At 72.8% G+C, this 14,750-nt stretch carries 13 protein-coding genes; 2 read left to right on the forward strand and 11 right to left on the reverse strand.

Annotated elements, in window-relative coordinates; translation table 11 throughout:
• Positions 1–357 precede the first annotated feature (357 nt).
• From Csp2054_RS15760 to aceE, 6 genes are all read right to left on the reverse strand, one after another.
• Complete coding sequence (locus Csp2054_RS15760) at positions 358–1,602, reverse strand: beta-ketoacyl-[acyl-carrier-protein] synthase family protein (protein ID WP_096900413.1); 1,245 nt, start codon at positions 1,600–1,602, stop codon at positions 358–360.
• Positions 1,603–1,831: 229 nt separating this feature from the next.
• Complete coding sequence (locus Csp2054_RS15765; RefSeq protein ID WP_022903951.1) at positions 1,832–2,080, reverse strand: acyl carrier protein; 249 nt, start codon at positions 2,078–2,080, stop codon at positions 1,832–1,834.
• Between the two features lie 136 nt (positions 2,081–2,216).
• On the reverse strand, positions 2,217–3,254 hold the full coding sequence (locus Csp2054_RS15770) for a beta-ketoacyl-ACP synthase III (protein WP_411897162.1): 1,038 nt from the start codon (positions 3,252–3,254) through the stop codon (positions 2,217–2,219).
• Positions 3,251–4,192 (reverse strand): ACP S-malonyltransferase, encoded by a 942-nt coding sequence (locus tag Csp2054_RS15775; protein ID WP_096900414.1) that lies wholly within the window; start codon positions 4,190–4,192, stop codon positions 3,251–3,253. The genes Csp2054_RS15770 and Csp2054_RS15775 overlap by 4 nt, the downstream gene beginning before the upstream one ends.
• A gap of 136 nt (positions 4,193–4,328) precedes the next feature.
• The gene (locus Csp2054_RS15780) at positions 4,329–5,555 is read right to left on the reverse strand and encodes a PucR family transcriptional regulator (protein ID WP_096900415.1); all 1,227 of its coding nucleotides are present in this window, start codon (positions 5,553–5,555) and stop codon (positions 4,329–4,331) included.
• Between the two features lie 7 nt (positions 5,556–5,562).
• Positions 5,563–8,307 carry a pyruvate dehydrogenase (acetyl-transferring), homodimeric type gene (aceE, locus tag Csp2054_RS15785; RefSeq protein ID WP_096900416.1) on the reverse strand — a complete coding sequence of 915 codons (2,745 nt, stop codon included), beginning with the start codon at positions 8,305–8,307 and terminating at the stop codon, positions 5,563–5,565.
• Positions 8,308–8,548: 241 nt separating this feature from the next.
• Here aceE and Csp2054_RS15790 point away from each other — a divergent pair, with 241 nt between their 5' ends.
• Positions 8,549–9,037: a peroxiredoxin gene (locus Csp2054_RS15790; protein ID WP_096900417.1), complete on the forward strand. Its 489-nt coding sequence runs from the start codon at positions 8,549–8,551 to the stop codon at positions 9,035–9,037.
• Between the two features lie 53 nt (positions 9,038–9,090).
• A complete protein-coding gene (locus tag Csp2054_RS15795; protein WP_096900418.1) occupies positions 9,091–10,020 on the forward strand; it encodes an alpha/beta fold hydrolase in 930 nt (309 codons plus the stop codon).
• Between the two features lie 224 nt (positions 10,021–10,244).
• Here the strand turns inward: Csp2054_RS15795 and Csp2054_RS15800 are convergent, their stop codons facing one another.
• From Csp2054_RS15800 to Csp2054_RS15820, 5 genes are all read right to left on the reverse strand, one after another.
• Positions 10,245–11,816 carry an alpha/beta hydrolase gene (locus Csp2054_RS15800; RefSeq protein ID WP_176491753.1) on the reverse strand — a complete coding sequence of 524 codons (1,572 nt, stop codon included), beginning with the start codon at positions 11,814–11,816 and terminating at the stop codon, positions 10,245–10,247.
• Positions 11,813–12,745 (reverse strand): amino acid--[acyl-carrier-protein] ligase, encoded by a 933-nt coding sequence (locus Csp2054_RS15805; protein ID WP_096900420.1) that lies wholly within the window; start codon positions 12,743–12,745, stop codon positions 11,813–11,815. The genes Csp2054_RS15800 and Csp2054_RS15805 overlap by 4 nt, the downstream gene beginning before the upstream one ends.
• Positions 12,742–13,941, reverse strand: a complete 1,200-nt coding sequence (locus tag Csp2054_RS15810) for an acyl-CoA dehydrogenase family protein (RefSeq protein WP_217990940.1) — start codon at positions 13,939–13,941, stop codon at positions 12,742–12,744. Before Csp2054_RS15810 ends, Csp2054_RS15805 begins: the two co-directional genes overlap by 4 nt.
• Entirely contained in the window at positions 13,938–14,225 is a 288-nt protein-coding gene (locus Csp2054_RS15815; RefSeq protein ID WP_096900421.1) for an acyl carrier protein, read from the reverse strand. The genes Csp2054_RS15810 and Csp2054_RS15815 overlap by 4 nt, the downstream gene beginning before the upstream one ends.
• A 101-nt stretch (positions 14,226–14,326) precedes the next feature.
• Complete coding sequence (locus Csp2054_RS15820; protein ID WP_217990941.1) at positions 14,327–14,704, reverse strand: holo-ACP synthase; 378 nt, start codon at positions 14,702–14,704, stop codon at positions 14,327–14,329.
• Positions 14,705–14,750: the final 46 nt, after the last annotated feature.

Genomic DNA, 14,750 nt, shown 5'->3' on the forward strand with positions numbered 1-14,750 from the left:
CCCGGCCCCCAGCCGCCCGCCCGGCCCCGGCCCGGCCCGCCCGCCCCGCCGCGGCCCGCCCGCTCCTGCTGTCGCTTTCGCGAAAGCGACAGATGCGTGAGCGCCGCGCGCGGCGATCTGTCGCTTTCGCGAAAGCGACAGATCGCGTCTCGGGAAAGCGACAGATGCGATGCGCACGCGCCGTCGCGTCTGTCGCTTTCGCGACCCCCGCCAGCGCGCGCACGCGGGTTTCGCGACCCCCGCCAGCGCGCGCACGCGCGGGGCGCGCCGGACCGGCCACGGAACGAGCGGAGGCCCGCCCCCGCGACGCGGGACGGGCCTCCAGGCCGGACGGACGCGGTGTCCGCGCCCAGGTGACTAGACGTTGCGGAACGCGACCACGGCGTTGTGCCCGCCGAAGCCGAACGAGTTGCTCACCGCGAGCAGGTCGCCATCGGGCAGCTGACGCGGCTCGCGCGCGACGTCCATGACGATCTCCGGGTCCTGGTCGGTGAGGTTGATCGTCGGCGGCGCGACCCGCTCGTGCAGCGCGAGGACGGTGAAGACGGCCTCGATCGCACCGGCACCACCGAGCAGGTGTCCGGTCGACGCCTTCGTGGCCGAGACAACGACGTCGTCGAGGTGGTCGCCGAAGACCCGGCGCATCGCGTGGTACTCCGCGACGTCGCCGACCGGGGTGGACGTGGCGTGGGCGTTGACGTGGACGACGTCCTCGCGGGCGGCACCGGCGTGCTCGAGCGCGATGATGACGGCGCGTGCCGCAGCGCTGCCCTCGGGGTCCGGGGCGGTGATGTGGAACGCGTCCGAGGTGATGCCGGCACCGGCGATCTCGGCGTAGATCTTCGCGCCGCGGGCCTCGGCGTGCTCCTTGGTCTCGAGGATGAGCGCCGCCGCGCCGTCACCGAGCACGAAGCCGTCACGCGTGACGTCGTACGGACGCGAGGCGGTCTCGGGGGAGTCGTTGCGACGGGACAGGGCCTGCATGGCCGCGAACGCCGCGAGGGGCAGCGGGTGCAGGGCGGCCTCGGCACCACCGGCGATGACGATGTCGGCCTCGCCCGTCGCGACGTGGCGGTAGGCCTCGGCGAGGGACTCGGTGCTCGACGCGCACGCCGACAGGTAGGTACGGGCACCGCCGCGGGCGCCGAACTCCATCTCGATGGCGGCGGCCGGGCCGTTCGCCATGAGCATCGGGACGGTCATCGGCATGACGCGGCGCGGACCCTTCTCGCGGAGGGTGTCCCAGGCGTCGAGCAGCGTGTTCACGCCGCCGATGCCGGTCGCCCAGTCGACGATGAGCCGCTCGGGCACGACGGATTCGGCGTCGATGCCGGCGTCGGCCCAGGCCTCGCGCGCCGCGATCAGGGAGAGCTGCGACGACGGGTCGAAGCGCTTGGTCTCCGGGCGGGTGAGCTGGTCGGTGACGAACCGGCGCGCCTGGCCGGCGAACTCGACGGGGAGCTCGAGCTCGGCGTAGCGCGGGTCCTCGATGCGGGTGATGCCGGACTTGCCGGCGAGCAGCGCCTCCCACGTCTCCGGGGCGGTCGCGGCGAGGGGTGTGATCGCACCGATCCCGGTGACGACGACGGTCTTGTTGGTCATGGAACGACGTGTTCTTTCGTGAGGACGTCCGGCCGCTCGTGGCGGTGCCGGACGGAGCCGGGGCGGGCCGACGAACGCCGGGCCGTGGATGGACGGGCGGTGCCGGTCCGGCGGACGTCGGCTGGTGCCGAGCCGTCAGGGACCGGATCGGGCCGATCCGGGGGTGGACGAGGTGAGCGCCGCGACCCGCGGCTGGTCCGCCGGGGCCGCGGCGCTCAGGAAGCTCGCGTCAGGCCTGCGCCTTGACGATGTAGTCGACGGCGTCGCCGACGGTCTTGAGGTTCTTGACCTCTTCGTCGGGGATCTTCACGTCGAACTTCTCCTCGGCGTTCACGACGATGGTCATCATCGAGATCGAGTCGATGTCGAGGTCGTCGGTGAACGACTTGTCGGCCGCGACGGTGTCGGTCGCGATGCCGGTCTCGTCGTTGATCAGCTCGGCCAGGCCGGCGAGGACTTCTTCGTTGGACAGGGCCATGGGGATTCTCCTTGAGGGGGTGTCGTTTGACCGTGGACCAGCCTAGGGCACTCGTGGTGCGGGCGCCCGGAGGCAGGCGGGGGATCGCGGCGCGACCCCGGACGGGCGGCCGAGCCGGAGCCCGACCGGATGGTGGCTAGGGGAGGACGACGACCTGTGCGCCGAACACGAGACCGGCACCGAAGCCGATCTGCAGCGCGAGGCCGCCGGAGAGCTCGGGGTGTTCCTCGAGCAGGCGGTGCGTCGCGAGCGGGATGCTCGCGGCGGAGGTGTTGCCGGTGGTGGTGATGTCGCGGGCGATCTCCACCGTGTCGGGTAGGCCGAGCTGCTTGGCGAACTCGTCGATGATGCGGATGTTCGCCTGGTGCGGCACGAACGCGGCGAGGTCCGACGCGGTGATGCCCGCGGCCTCGAGTGCCTCGCGCGCCACCTTCACCATCTCCCAGACCGCCCAGCGGAAGACCGTCTGGCCGGCCTGCCGCATGGTCGGACGGGAAGCGCCCGCGGCCCACTCGTTGTAGGTCGCCGTCATGCCGATGGCGTCCCACTTCGAGCCGTCCGAGCCCCAGATCGTCGGCGCGATGCCGGGCTGGTCGCTCGGGCCGACGACCGCCGCTCCGGCCCCGTCGCCGAGGAGGAACGAGATCGAGCGGTCGGTCGGGTCGACGACGTCGCTGAGCTTCTCGGCGCCCACGACGAGCACGTGGTCGGCGAGCCCGGACTTGATGAAGGAGTCCGCCTGTGCGATGCCGTACGCGTACCCGGCGCACGCGGCGCTGACGTCGTACGCCGCCGCGGGCGTCGCACCGAGCCGCTCGGCCAGCAGCGACGCCATCGACGGGGTCGCGACGGTGTGCGTCACGGTGCTCACCAGGACGACGCCGATCTGCGACGGCTCGATGCCGGCCTTCGCGATCGCCTCGCGCGCGGCGACCTCGGCGAGGTCGACGGCCTCGACGTCCTTGCCCGCGCGCTTGCGGGTGACGATGCCGGTGCGCTGCCGGATCCACTCGTCGGAGGAGTCGATCGGGCCGACGAGGTCGTCGTTCGGCACGACGTTCTCGCCGCGGGCCGCGCCGAACGCGAGGATGCGGGTGAACTCGTGACCGCGGCGCTGCTGCAGCACCGGCCGGGAGGCGGTGGTCGGGTCGGTCTCGGGGGTCGCGTCCGTCACGCGGTCGCCTCTGCTTCCGTGGTCGCGGACTGCAGCAGCTCGACGGCTGCGGGCAGGTCCTCGGGGGTCTTGATCGCCACGGTCGGGGTGCCGCGCAGGCCACGCTTCGCGAGGCCGACGAGGGCACCGGCCGGGGCCAGCTCGATGATGCCGGTGACGCCCGCGGCGGAGAAGGACTCCATCACGGCGTCCCAGTGCACGGGGTTCGCGATCTGCTGCACCGCCAGGTCGACGAACCGGCGTCCGTCGTCGACCCGGGAGCCGTCCGCGTTCGTCCAGATCGGGAGCGTCGGGTCCTGCACGGGCGCGGCGGCGGCCACGGGGGCGACCCGCTCGACCGCGGGGGCCATGTACCGGGTGTGGAAGGCGCCGGCGACGGCGAGCGGCACGACGCGGGCCTTGGCGGGCGGCTCGGCCGCGAGGGCGGCGATCGCGTCCGCGGCACCGGCGACGACGGTCTGTCCGCCACCGTTGTGGTTCGCGGGGACGAGCCCGTGGGACTCGAGCGCAGCGGCGACCTCGTCCGCGTCCCCGCCGAGGACGGCGGCCATCGAGGTCGGCTCGAGCGCGGCGGCGTCGGCCATCGCGCGACCGCGCTCGGCGACGAGCGACAGGGCGTCGGCCGGTTCGAGGATGCCGGCGACCGCGGCCGCGGTGAACTCGCCGACCGAGTGCCCGGCGACCCCGCCGACGAGCGCACGCCGACCGTCGGCGAGCAGGGCGTCGGCCGTGATGAGGCCCGCCGCGACGATGAGCGGCTGTGCGAGTGCGGTGTCCTTGATGGTCTCGGCGTCGGAGACGGTCCCGTGCTGCACGAGGTCGACCCCGACGGCGTCCGACCACGCTCCGAGGCGCTCTCGCACGGAGGCGTCCTCGAGCCAGGGGGCGAGGAAGCCGGGGGTCTGGGAGCCCTGTCCGGGCGCGACGACGACGATCACCGGACAATCCTGCCGGGGAGCGGTCGTCGTACCCGTGTGGACTTCCCACACGAATCCCGCCGAGACCTTGTGCGATGTCCTGCACGCGGACGTGCGCCCGGTGCGTGTCGCTGCCGGCGCGCGGCTGCCGGGCAGGTCACCGTCGGTGCGGCAGCCGACGTCGGCCGGACGCCGACTCGGACATCGCCCCGAGGATGAGCGCCGACTGCACGATCAGGGCGTCGCGGGCGTGGGTGGCGTCCCAGCCGATGATGTCCGCCACCCGGCGCAGGCGGTAGCGGACGGTGTTCGGGTGCACGAAGAGCTCGCGGGCCGTCGCTTCGAGTGACCGGCCGGTGTCGAGGTAGCACCACAGCGTCTGCAGGAGCTCGGTGGACTGGTCCTTGAGCGGCACGTAGATGCGCTGCACGAGGGCCGACCGGGCGAGCGGGTCGCCCGCCAGCGCCCGCTCGGGGAGCAGGTCGTCCGCGAGCGCCGGACGGGGAGCCCCGCGCCACGCCCGCGCCACCGCGAAGCCGGCGAGGGCCGCCTTGGCGCTCGTCGACGCGTCGACGACCCCGGTGACCTCGTTGCCGAGCACCAGGTGGCCCTCGCCGAACGACGGCTCGAGCGCCTGGGCGATGGCGGTGAACGACACCGGGTCCTCGCCCTCGGGCACGTCGTCGCGCGGGGTCGCCCGGCCGATGACCACGACGAGGCGCGATCCCTGCACGCCGATGAGCACGTCGGCGTCCATGTGCCGGGCCGTGCGACGGATCTGGTCGACCTCGAGCTGCTTCGGTGCCGTGCCGACCAGGACCGCGACCTCGCCGTGGCCGTGCCAGCCGAGCGCCGCGATGCGGGAGGGCAGTTCGTCGTCGTACTCGCCCGAGAGGATCGAGTCGACCACGAGGGCTTCGAGCCGCGCGTCCCACAGTCCGCGGGCCTCGGCGGCGCGGGCGTAGACGTCGGCGGCCGCGAAGGCGATGTCCCGCGAGTACTTCAGGATCGCCTCCTGCAGCATCTCGTCGTCCTTCGCCCGTTCCTCGACGACCGTCACCACGACGCGGATGAGCTGCAGGGTCTGCTGCAGGCTCACCGAGCGCAGGAGCTCCCGGGGCGCCGAGCCGAACACGTCGGCCGCGGCGATCCACGGTGTCGACGAGGTGCCCTCGAGCCACCCGATGAACGACGTGATGCCCGCCTGCGCCACGAGCCCCACCGCGGACCGGCGTCCGGGCGGCATCTCGCTGTACCAGGGGAGCGTGTCCTCCAGCCGCTTGATGGTGGCGGTGGAGAGTTCTCCGGACACCTGACGGAGCCAGGAGAGCGCGCGTTGCTTCGCGCTCTCCTGGCTCTCGGTGTCGGGGTGGACCGACGTCACGTCGTCGTCAGCTCTCGCCGCCGGCGCTGCCCGTGGTGCCGGCGGTCACGTCGTGCAGGCGGTACTTGTCGATCGCCTGCTGCACGAGCGCGTGGTCGACCTTGCCCTGCTTCGCGAGCTGCTGCAGCGTCCGCACGACGACCGAGGGGCCGTCGATGTGGAAGAAGCGTCGCGCCGCGGGACGGGTGTCCGAGAACCCGAAGCCGTCCGCGCCGAGCGTGGCGTAGTCGGTCGGGACGAACGGGCGGATCTGCTCCTGCACGGCGTGCATGAAGTCGCTGACCGCGACGACCGGGCCCTCGGTGCCGAGGAGGCGCTCGGTGACGTACGGGGTGCGCGGCTGCTCGTTCGGGTTGAGGAACGCCTGCTGCTCCGCGTCGAGACCGTCGCGGTACAGCTCGCCCCAGCTCGTGACGCTCCAGACGTCGGCCGACACGCCCCAGTCCTCGGCGAGGAGCTGCTGCGCCTCGAGGATCCACGGCACGGCGACACCGGACGCGAGCAGCTGGGCCTTCGGGCCGTCGTGCTCGCTCGGCTTGAGCAGGTACATGCCCTTGACGATGCCCTCGACGTCGACGCCCTCGGGCTCGGCCGGCTGCACGAGCGGCTCGTTGTAGACCGTCAGGTAGTACATGACGTTCGGGTCGGCGTGCTTCGGCGAGCCGTCCTCGTTCGTGCCGTACATGCGCTCGAGGCCCGACTTGACGATGTGGCCGATCTCGTACCCGTAGGCGGGGTCGTAGGACACCACGGCCGGGTTCGTCGCCGCGAGGAGCAGCGAGTGGCCGTCGGCGTGCTGCAGGCCCTCACCGGTCAGGGTGGTGCGACCGGCGGTCGCACCGATCATGAACCCGCGCGTCATCTGGTCGCCCGCGGCCCAGATCGCGTCACCGGTCCGCTGGAACCCGAACTGCGAGTAGAAGACGTAGACCGGGATGAGCGGCTCGCCCTGCGTCGAGTACGAGGTGCCGACGGCGGTGAACGCGGCCAGCGCACCGGCCTCGTTGATGCCGACGTGGATGATCTGGCCGGACGGGCTCTCCTTGTAGGCCAGGAGGAGCTCGCGGTCGACCGAGGTGTAGTGCTGACCGTTCGGGTTGTAGATCTTCGCGGTCGGGAAGTAGGCGTCCATGCCGAACGTCCGGGCCTCGTCCGGGATGATCGGGACCACGCGGTCGCCGAAGTCGGGCGAGCGGAGCAGGTCCTTCAGCAGGCGGGCGAACGCCATCGTCGTGGCGACCTCCTGCTTGCCGGAACCCTTCTTGACGACCTGGTACTTCGAGTCGTCGGGCAGGGAGACCTGCGTGTACTTCGTCCGGCGCTCCGGCACGTAGCCGCCGAGCTCGCGGCGACGCTCGTGCATGTACTGGATCGCCTCGTCGTCGTTGCCCGGGTGGTAGTACGGCGGCGTGTACGGGTCCTCCTCGAGCTGCGCGTCCGTGATCGGGATGCGCATCTCGTCGCGGAACTGCTTGAGGTTGTCGAGCGTGAGCTTCTTCATCTGGTGGGTCGCGTTGCGGCCCTCGAAGCTCGGTCCGAGGCCGTAGCCCTTGACCGTCTTCGCGAGGATGACGGTCGGCTGGCCCTTGTGCTCGGTCGCGGCCTTGAACGCGGCGTAGACCTTGCGGTAGTCGTGGCCACCGCGCTTGAGGTTCCAGATCTGGTCGTCGGAGTAGTCCTCGACGAGCTGGAGCGCGCGCGGGTCGCGGCCGAAGAAGTTCTCGCGGACGTACGCGCCGTTCTCGGCCTTGTACGTCTGGTAGTCGCCGTCGGGCGTGGCGTTCATGAGGTTGAGCAGCGCGCCCTCGGTGTCGCGGGCGAGGAGGTCGTCCCACTCGCGGCCCCAGATCACCTTGATGACGTTCCAGCCGGCTCCGCGGAAGAAGGCCTCGAGCTCCTGGATGATCTTGCCGTTGCCGCGGACCGGGCCGTCGAGTCGCTGCAGGTTGCAGTTGATGACGAAGTTCAGGTTGTCGAGCCCGTCGTTGGCCGCGACCTGGAGCTGGCCGCGCGACTCGACCTCGTCCATCTCGCCGTCGCCGAGGAACGCCCAGACCTGCTGGTCGGAGGCGTCCTTGATGCCACGGTTGGACAGGTACTTGGCCTGCTGCGCCTGGTAGATCGCGTTGATCGGGCCGATGCCCATCGACACGGTCGGGAACTGCCAGAAGTGCGGCATCAGGCGCGGGTGCGGGTAGGACGACAGCCCGCCGCCGGCGTGGGACTTCTCCTGGCGGAAGCCGTCGAGCTGGTCCTCGCTGAGGCGGCCCTCCATGTAGGCGCGGGCGTACATGCCGGGGGAGGCGTGGCCCTGGAAGAAGACCTGGTCACCGCCGGACGGGTGGTCCTGCGCACGGAAGAAGTGGTTGTAGCCGACCTCGTACATCGCGGCGCTCGACGCGTAGGTCGAGATGTGGCCGCCGACGGCGATGCCCGGACGCTGGGCGCGGTGCACCGTGATCGCGGCGTTCCAGCGGATCCACCGGCGGTAGCGGCGCTCGAGCTCCTCGTCGCCGGGGAACTCGGGCTCGTTCTCCGGAGCGATGGTGTTGACGTAGTCCGTCGTGGGGACCATCGGCACACCGAGGTGCAGTTCCTTGGACCGCTTGAGCAGGCTGAGCATGATCTCGCGGCCGCGCTGGTGGCCGTGGGTCTGCACCAGGCCGTCGAGGGACTCACGCCACTCGGCGGTCTCCTCCGGGTCCTGGTCGTCGCTGCCGGCGCTGTACGGGTCCTGGTCGTTCACCGTCACCCTTGACCTCGTTCGTTCTCGTGGTGGTGGACATGGTGGGTTCCGGCGGTCGGGTCCGACCTGATGGAAACCCACACCACTCTAGGCCCCACCACCGACCGCCAGGCTGATGGTGACGTGCACGTGGACAGGTGCTTGCATTCGGGTGCCGTCGGCGTACGATTGCCGATCGTGCACGCGTGACCCGCGCCTGCACGCGACACGGGCACACACCACGCTCGAGGAAGAAGCACACGCACCGATGGCACTGGAGATCGGCTCACTCGCGCCGGACTTCGAGCTCCCGAACCAGTTCGGGGAGCACGTCCGCCTCAGCGACTTCCGCGGGATCCGCCCCGTCGCGCTCGTCTTCTTCCCGCTCGCGTTCTCCTCGACCTGCACGGACGAGCTCTGCGCCCTGCAGGACAACATCGCGATGTTCCAGGACCAGCGCGTCGAGCTCGTCGCCGTCTCCGTCGACTCGAAGGCCACGCTCCGCTCGTTCGCGCAGGCCAACGGCTACGACTTCGAGCTGCTCGCCGACTTCTGGCCGCACGGCGCCGTGTCGAAGGAGTACGGCGTGTTCCTCGAGCACAAGGGCTTCGCCACCCGGGCGACGTTCGTCATCGACGTGCAGGGCCGGATCAAGGCCTCGATCATCACCGAGCCGGGTCGGCAGCGCGACGTCGCGGAGTACCGCGCCGCGCTCGACCGCCTCGCCGCGTGCGCGGCACCCGTCCCCGTCGGCTAGCGCTCCGAACACTCCACGCGGACGCTGACGCGTCCGGACAGTCTGGAGGCACGGTGCAGCGGATCGACGGACGACCCGTCGACGACGTGGTCGCCTCCGAGGGCGGCGCGTACGCGCCGTTCCCCCTGCGTGACGAGCCCGCCCGGTGGGACCTCGTCCGCACGGACGTCGCCACGGGCGTCGGACCGGTCGTCGTCCACCACCGACCCGGCCCCGATCCCGTCCTGCTCCTGCACGGCGTCGCCGGGTCCTGGACCACGTGGACGCCGTTGCTCGACGCCGTCGACGGGTTCCGCGGACGTGGCGTCGTCCTCGTCGACCTGCCGGGGTGGGGTGCGTCGCCGGCCCCGTCCGAGCCGATCCCGCTCGCCGTCGCGGTCGAGGTCGTGGCCGCCGTGCTCGACACGCTCGACACCGGCCCCGTGCACGTCGTCGGGCACTCGATGGGCGCGTTCGTGGCGCTGCACCTGGCCGTCGTGCTGCCGGGACGCGTGCGGTCGATCGCGCTGGTGTCACCGACGACCGCCGCGACCGTCCGGGCCGCCCGGCACCCGTGGCCCGCGCTCCGGTCGCTGCCGGCCTACACCCTCCTGCGCGCGGGACTGCTCGTCACCGGACGGGCCGCGGTGCCGTTGCTCCGTGCGGCCGCGGCGGTCGGGCTGCTGCGGGTGCTCGCCGCGCCGGTGTTCACGCACGTGCGGCGGCTCGACCGCAGCGTCCTCGACGCCTTCGTCCGGGAGCTGCGTCCGCGCGAGTTCCTCGCGGCGGCACGTGCGGCCGCGGCGTACGACACCGACCGGTGGCGGAGCATCGCGTGCCCGGTCGTCGCGGTGCTCGGGCGCGACGACGTGTTCGCCCGGCCGACCGACCTCGACGAGCTGCGGACCGCCGTGCCGCACGCCCGGACGGTCCTGCTGGACGACTGCGGCCACTTCGCGCACGTCGAGCACCCGGGCGCGGTGGCGCGACTCCTCGTCCCCTGACGACGCCGTGCGACGGTCGCGGTCGGGAGGGACGACGCCGTCGCTGTCGTGCGACAGCGGTCGCGTCGTGGTGCGGTGCGCGCGACGGTTGCGGTCGGCAGGAACGTCGCTGTCGCTGTCGTGCGACGACGGTGCCGTCGCACGACAGCGGCCGAGCGGGGGCCCGGCCGAACGTGACGCCCGGCCGAGCGGGGGTCCGGCCGAGCGGCGCGGTCGGCCGCCCGTCAGACCCGGGCGGGGAAGGTCGCGGCGACGCGGGCGCGCACCTCGGCCCGGACGGCGGCACGCATGTGGGGCGAGAACAGTGCGTGGTCGCCGTCGGGCACCCGCACGACGTCGACCGCGTCCCCGAAGCGGCGCAGCGCACGCCGGCCGCCGAGCCGGTCGAACAGCTCGGCGTCCTCCGGGGCGACGATCAGGACGACCTCGCTCCCGTGCCGCACGAGCGGCGCCACGTGGCCGACGACTCCGCCGGCGCGGTCCCGGCGGGCGACGCGGTCGCGCAGTCCCTTCGGCACCCACCGGTTGTACTGCTCGCGCAGCCGACGCCGGAGGTCCGAGGGCTCGTCGACCGCGCGCACGTGGTCGGCGTAGCTCCCGGGGGCGGCGGGGGTCCGGCGGTAGTCGTTCGGGCTGATCTCGACGACGAGCCGCGGCGACTCGTCCACGGCGCGGCCGGCGAGCCAGGCACCGGCGCACATGCCGACGAGGGCGAGCCGCTCCGAGGGCACGTCGAGGGCCTGCAGGACGTCGGACTGGTCGTCGATCCACTCCTGCGCGAACATGAAGTCGCGTTCGTCCGGGCGGACCGTCGAGCTCTCACCCGTCCCGCGTCGGTCGAGTCGGATGACGCGGGCGCCGTCGCGGGCGAGGTCGCGGGCGAGCGCCACCTGGTAGTCGGTCGCGCCCACGCGGTGCTCGGCGGAGCCGTTGTGGAGCACCACGACGGGGGCGTCGTGGTCCTGCACGCTCGACACCGTCTCGATGCCGAAGAGCTCTGCCGGGCCGATGCGGACGATGCGCTCCGAGACCCGGCCGTCCACGTCGAGGACCTCGTCGAGCGGCGGTGGCGTCACAGGACGGGCGGTGTCGGGGGCCCAGGCGTCGAGCCAGTCGACCACGGCCTCGACGGCGTCGTCGGGGATGCGGGCGTGCATGCTCGTGCGGTCGAGGAGCTCGGCGCTCCCCGGCACCTCCACGCGCTCCACGGCGCCGAGCCGCTTCGGTGCGGGCTGACCGGGCCGCGCGAACACCGCCGTCGGTGCCGCGCGCGGGGCGTACGCGAGTGCTCCGAGGACCTCGGCCTCGGCGTCGTCGACGTCGATGCCGACGAGGGTCTCGTACCCGTCGAGCACCCGGTCCGGTCCGATCGTCATGGTCGCCAGGGCCCGCTGCCCGCGGAGCCACGCCCGGCCGGACGCCGGAGCGTCCCAGAGCACCAGGCCGTCGTCGTCACCGGCGGCCTGCGCGGCGACGAGCGCGGCGGAGGCGAGGCCGACGAACGCGATCCGGTCGACGCCGGCGCTGCGCAGCAGCGCGGCCGCGTGTCCCGCGGACCGGACCTGCGCGTACGGGTCGGTGTCGGGGGCGGCGTCCCCACGTCCGGACGGGTCGTAGCGGACGGAGGCCACGCCACGGGCCTCCAGACGGTCCGCCAGCAGCCGGAGGGTGCGGTACGCGATGACGCCCTCCTGGCCGAGCGGGGGGACCACGACGACCCCGGCGCGTGCGGCGGCGGGCAGGTGCAGGGCGACCCGCAGCGCGGGGCGTCCCGACCAACCGTGCCGGACGCTCACAGGGCGAGCGCTGCGCGGACATCCGACGGCCAGGCGTCGGGGTCCGTGCCGTGGGCGGCGAACAGGGCGATGGTGATGCGCTCGAGGCCGAAGGCGATGCATGCGCTGTGGGCGACCTCGCCGTCGGCGGTGCGGATCCCGAACGAGGTGCCGAAGTGGTCCTCGTGCAGGTTCGCGGAGCTGATCGCGGTGGCGTCGTGGTCGGGCCCGTACACCGGGGTGACGAACTCGAACTTGAGCGCCTGCTCGACCTGGTTGCGGGCGAGCATCTGCCCGACCCGGCCGAAGAAGGGGTCGTTCGCGGGGACCACGTCGATCTCGAGCCCGAACGACTCGAGCAGGTCGCGCATCACCGGGATGCGGTCGTCGCGGTGGGCCCGCGCAGCTTCCTGCGTGCCGATGTGCACGAACTCGTGCATGTGGAACGCCTGCAGACGCATCGGGTCGAGGGAGGGCTCGCGGCGGAACGAGTCGCCGACGATGTCGAAGGTGCGGCCGGCCTGCGGGACCGTGTCGCCGACGAGGCCGTACACCGGGTGGCACACGGCCGGCGTCAGCATGAGGTCGGCCGGCTCGAGGAAGGTCTCCCACCGCTCCCCGCGCTCGCGGGCGGCGAGGAGTGCCCGGTGCGTGCGGTCGTCGCCGGTGAAGCCGGAGATCGACGCCGCCAGGTCGGGGAACGAGGCGATGTAGTCGGTGCGCTCGAACGAGGCGAGCGGCTCGACCGGCGGGAAGCGCAGCACGTCGGCGTGCAGGTCGGCCTGGCTGCGGACGGCCGCGGCGTCGACGGCGCCGTAGACGCGCTCGAAGACGCCGGTGCGGCCGTACAGGCCGGGCGAACCCAGGTCGATGAGGACCCCGTCGGAGAGCAGGCCCTCGCGGAGCGCGGCACGGGCGCTGTCGAGGTCGGTGCTGAGGTGGATGGTCACAGGATGGCTCCCGTCATGAGCGCCAGTCCGGCGTCGTTGTGGAGGAGGCGGTCGTTGCTCACCATGACGGCGGCCCCGTTCGCGTCCCGGAGGTGGCGGCCGAGGCTGGTCGGACCGCCGGCGGCGTACCCGGCGATCCCGACGATGCGCAGCGCCTTGGTGACGAGGTCGGTGACCCGTTCGGATGCACCCACCTTGAGGGCGTTCGCGGCGAGGGCGAACGCGGGGGAGTCGAGCACGGCGACGTCGTCCGCGACGGTGTCGAACCGCTGGGCGGCGTGGCGCACCGTGTCCGCCAGCGACTGCAGTTCGACCAGGAGCTCGGCGAGCCGCAGCGCGCCCGGCGGCGTCGTGCCGACCGCCGCGCGGGCCTGCTTGCGCACTGCCTTCCGGGCCCGGTCGGCGGCGTCGGCGGCGATGCCGAGCCAGACCGAGGCCCAGAGCACGTGCGAGACCGGCAGCACCGTGCGGGCGGAGATCTGGGCGTAGTCGTCGCGGAGGACGTGGTCGACGGTGGTCTCCGCGTCGAGCAGCCAGCCGTTGCTGCAGGTGCCGCGGAGCCCGAGCGTGTCCCAGGTGGAGGTCTGCGTCAGGACGGTGTCACCCGGCAGGCACACCACGAGGCGCTGGTCGGACGCGGGGGCGTCGACGTCGCTGCGGGCCGTGACGAGGATCGCGTCCGCCTCCGTGGCGTACGAGATCACCGGTGCGTCCTTCCGGAGCCGGATGCGTCCGGTGGCGTCGGGCTCGAGCGCGCAGGTGCTGCGCCGCGCGTCTCCGCCGATGCCCTTCTCGGTCGTCGAGGACGCCAGCAACGCACCGTCCCGGACCCGCTCGACGAGCGTCGTCACGCCGGCGGCGTCGCCACCGTTCCGCCAGAGGGCCATCGCCTGACCGTGGTGCATGGCGAACACCATCGCCGTCGCGGCGCACGCACGGCCCAGCTCGGTGGCGATGACGGAGAGCTCCGCGAGCGTCGCGCCCTCGCCCCCGAACTCGGCCGGGACCGACGCGCCGAGCAGCCCGTGCTCCCGCATCGCGGCGATCGCCTCACGCGGCGGGCGTGCGTCCCGGTCGACGTCGTCGGCGAACAGTCGTGCGACGTCCGCGACGAGCGCCGTGCGACCGGCGAACCGCGCGCCGCGGTCGCTGCCGGCGACGTCGTCCGAGGGCGGCGTCGCCTCGAGCAGCGTCACGCCGCCAGTCCGGCGGCCTGCACGATCGACTCGACCGTCGCGAAGGTCGACCGCGTGAGGACGCTGTCGGGGAACTCGACGTCGAGCTCGTTCTCGACCGCGAGCATGACGTTCACGGTGGCGTGCGACGTCAGCCCGAGCGCGTAGAGGTCCGCGATGGACGCGACGTCCCACGCGTCGACGGTGAGACGCCCGTGGTCGGCGAGCGCACGCCGCACGGCGTGTTCGGTCGAGGGGTCGGCGAGCGCGACGGCGCTCGCGGAGGTCTGCTGATCCTGGTCCATGCCCGCAACGCTAAGGCGGAACCGGCCCCGGAAAACCGCTCCCCGGGTGCGCGAAACCGCATCCGCGATCGTGATCCTGAAGATGTGTACAGGCGGCTCGATCAGCGCTCGGACAGCGCGACCGCGACCGCGACCGCCAGCCCGCGCTCGTGGGACAGGGACACCGAGACCGGCCCGCATCCCGTCCGCTCGGCCAGGGCGGCGGCGGCACCGGAGAGCTCCACGACGGGTGCGCCGTCCTCGTCGAGGACGACGGCGACGTCGCGCAGGGGGACGCCGTCGGAGCGGGCCGGGCGGAGCAGCTTGACCACCGCCTCCTTCGCGGCGAAGCGAGCGGCGAGCCGCTCCGGGTCGTCACCGGTGTCGTCACGTTCCCGTGCGGTGAACAGCCGGTCGAGGTAGCGCTCGCCGTGGGCGGCGATGCCGGCGGCGACGTCCTCGGCAGCGGCGAGGTCCGTCCCCGTGCGGATCACGGTCATGGTCGCCAGGGTACGCGGGCGACGGGGCCGTGTGCCCCGTCGCCGC

This window comes from Curtobacterium sp. 'Ferrero', from assembly GCF_002412165.1.
GTDB lineage: Bacteria > Actinomycetota > Actinomycetes > Actinomycetales > Microbacteriaceae > Curtobacterium.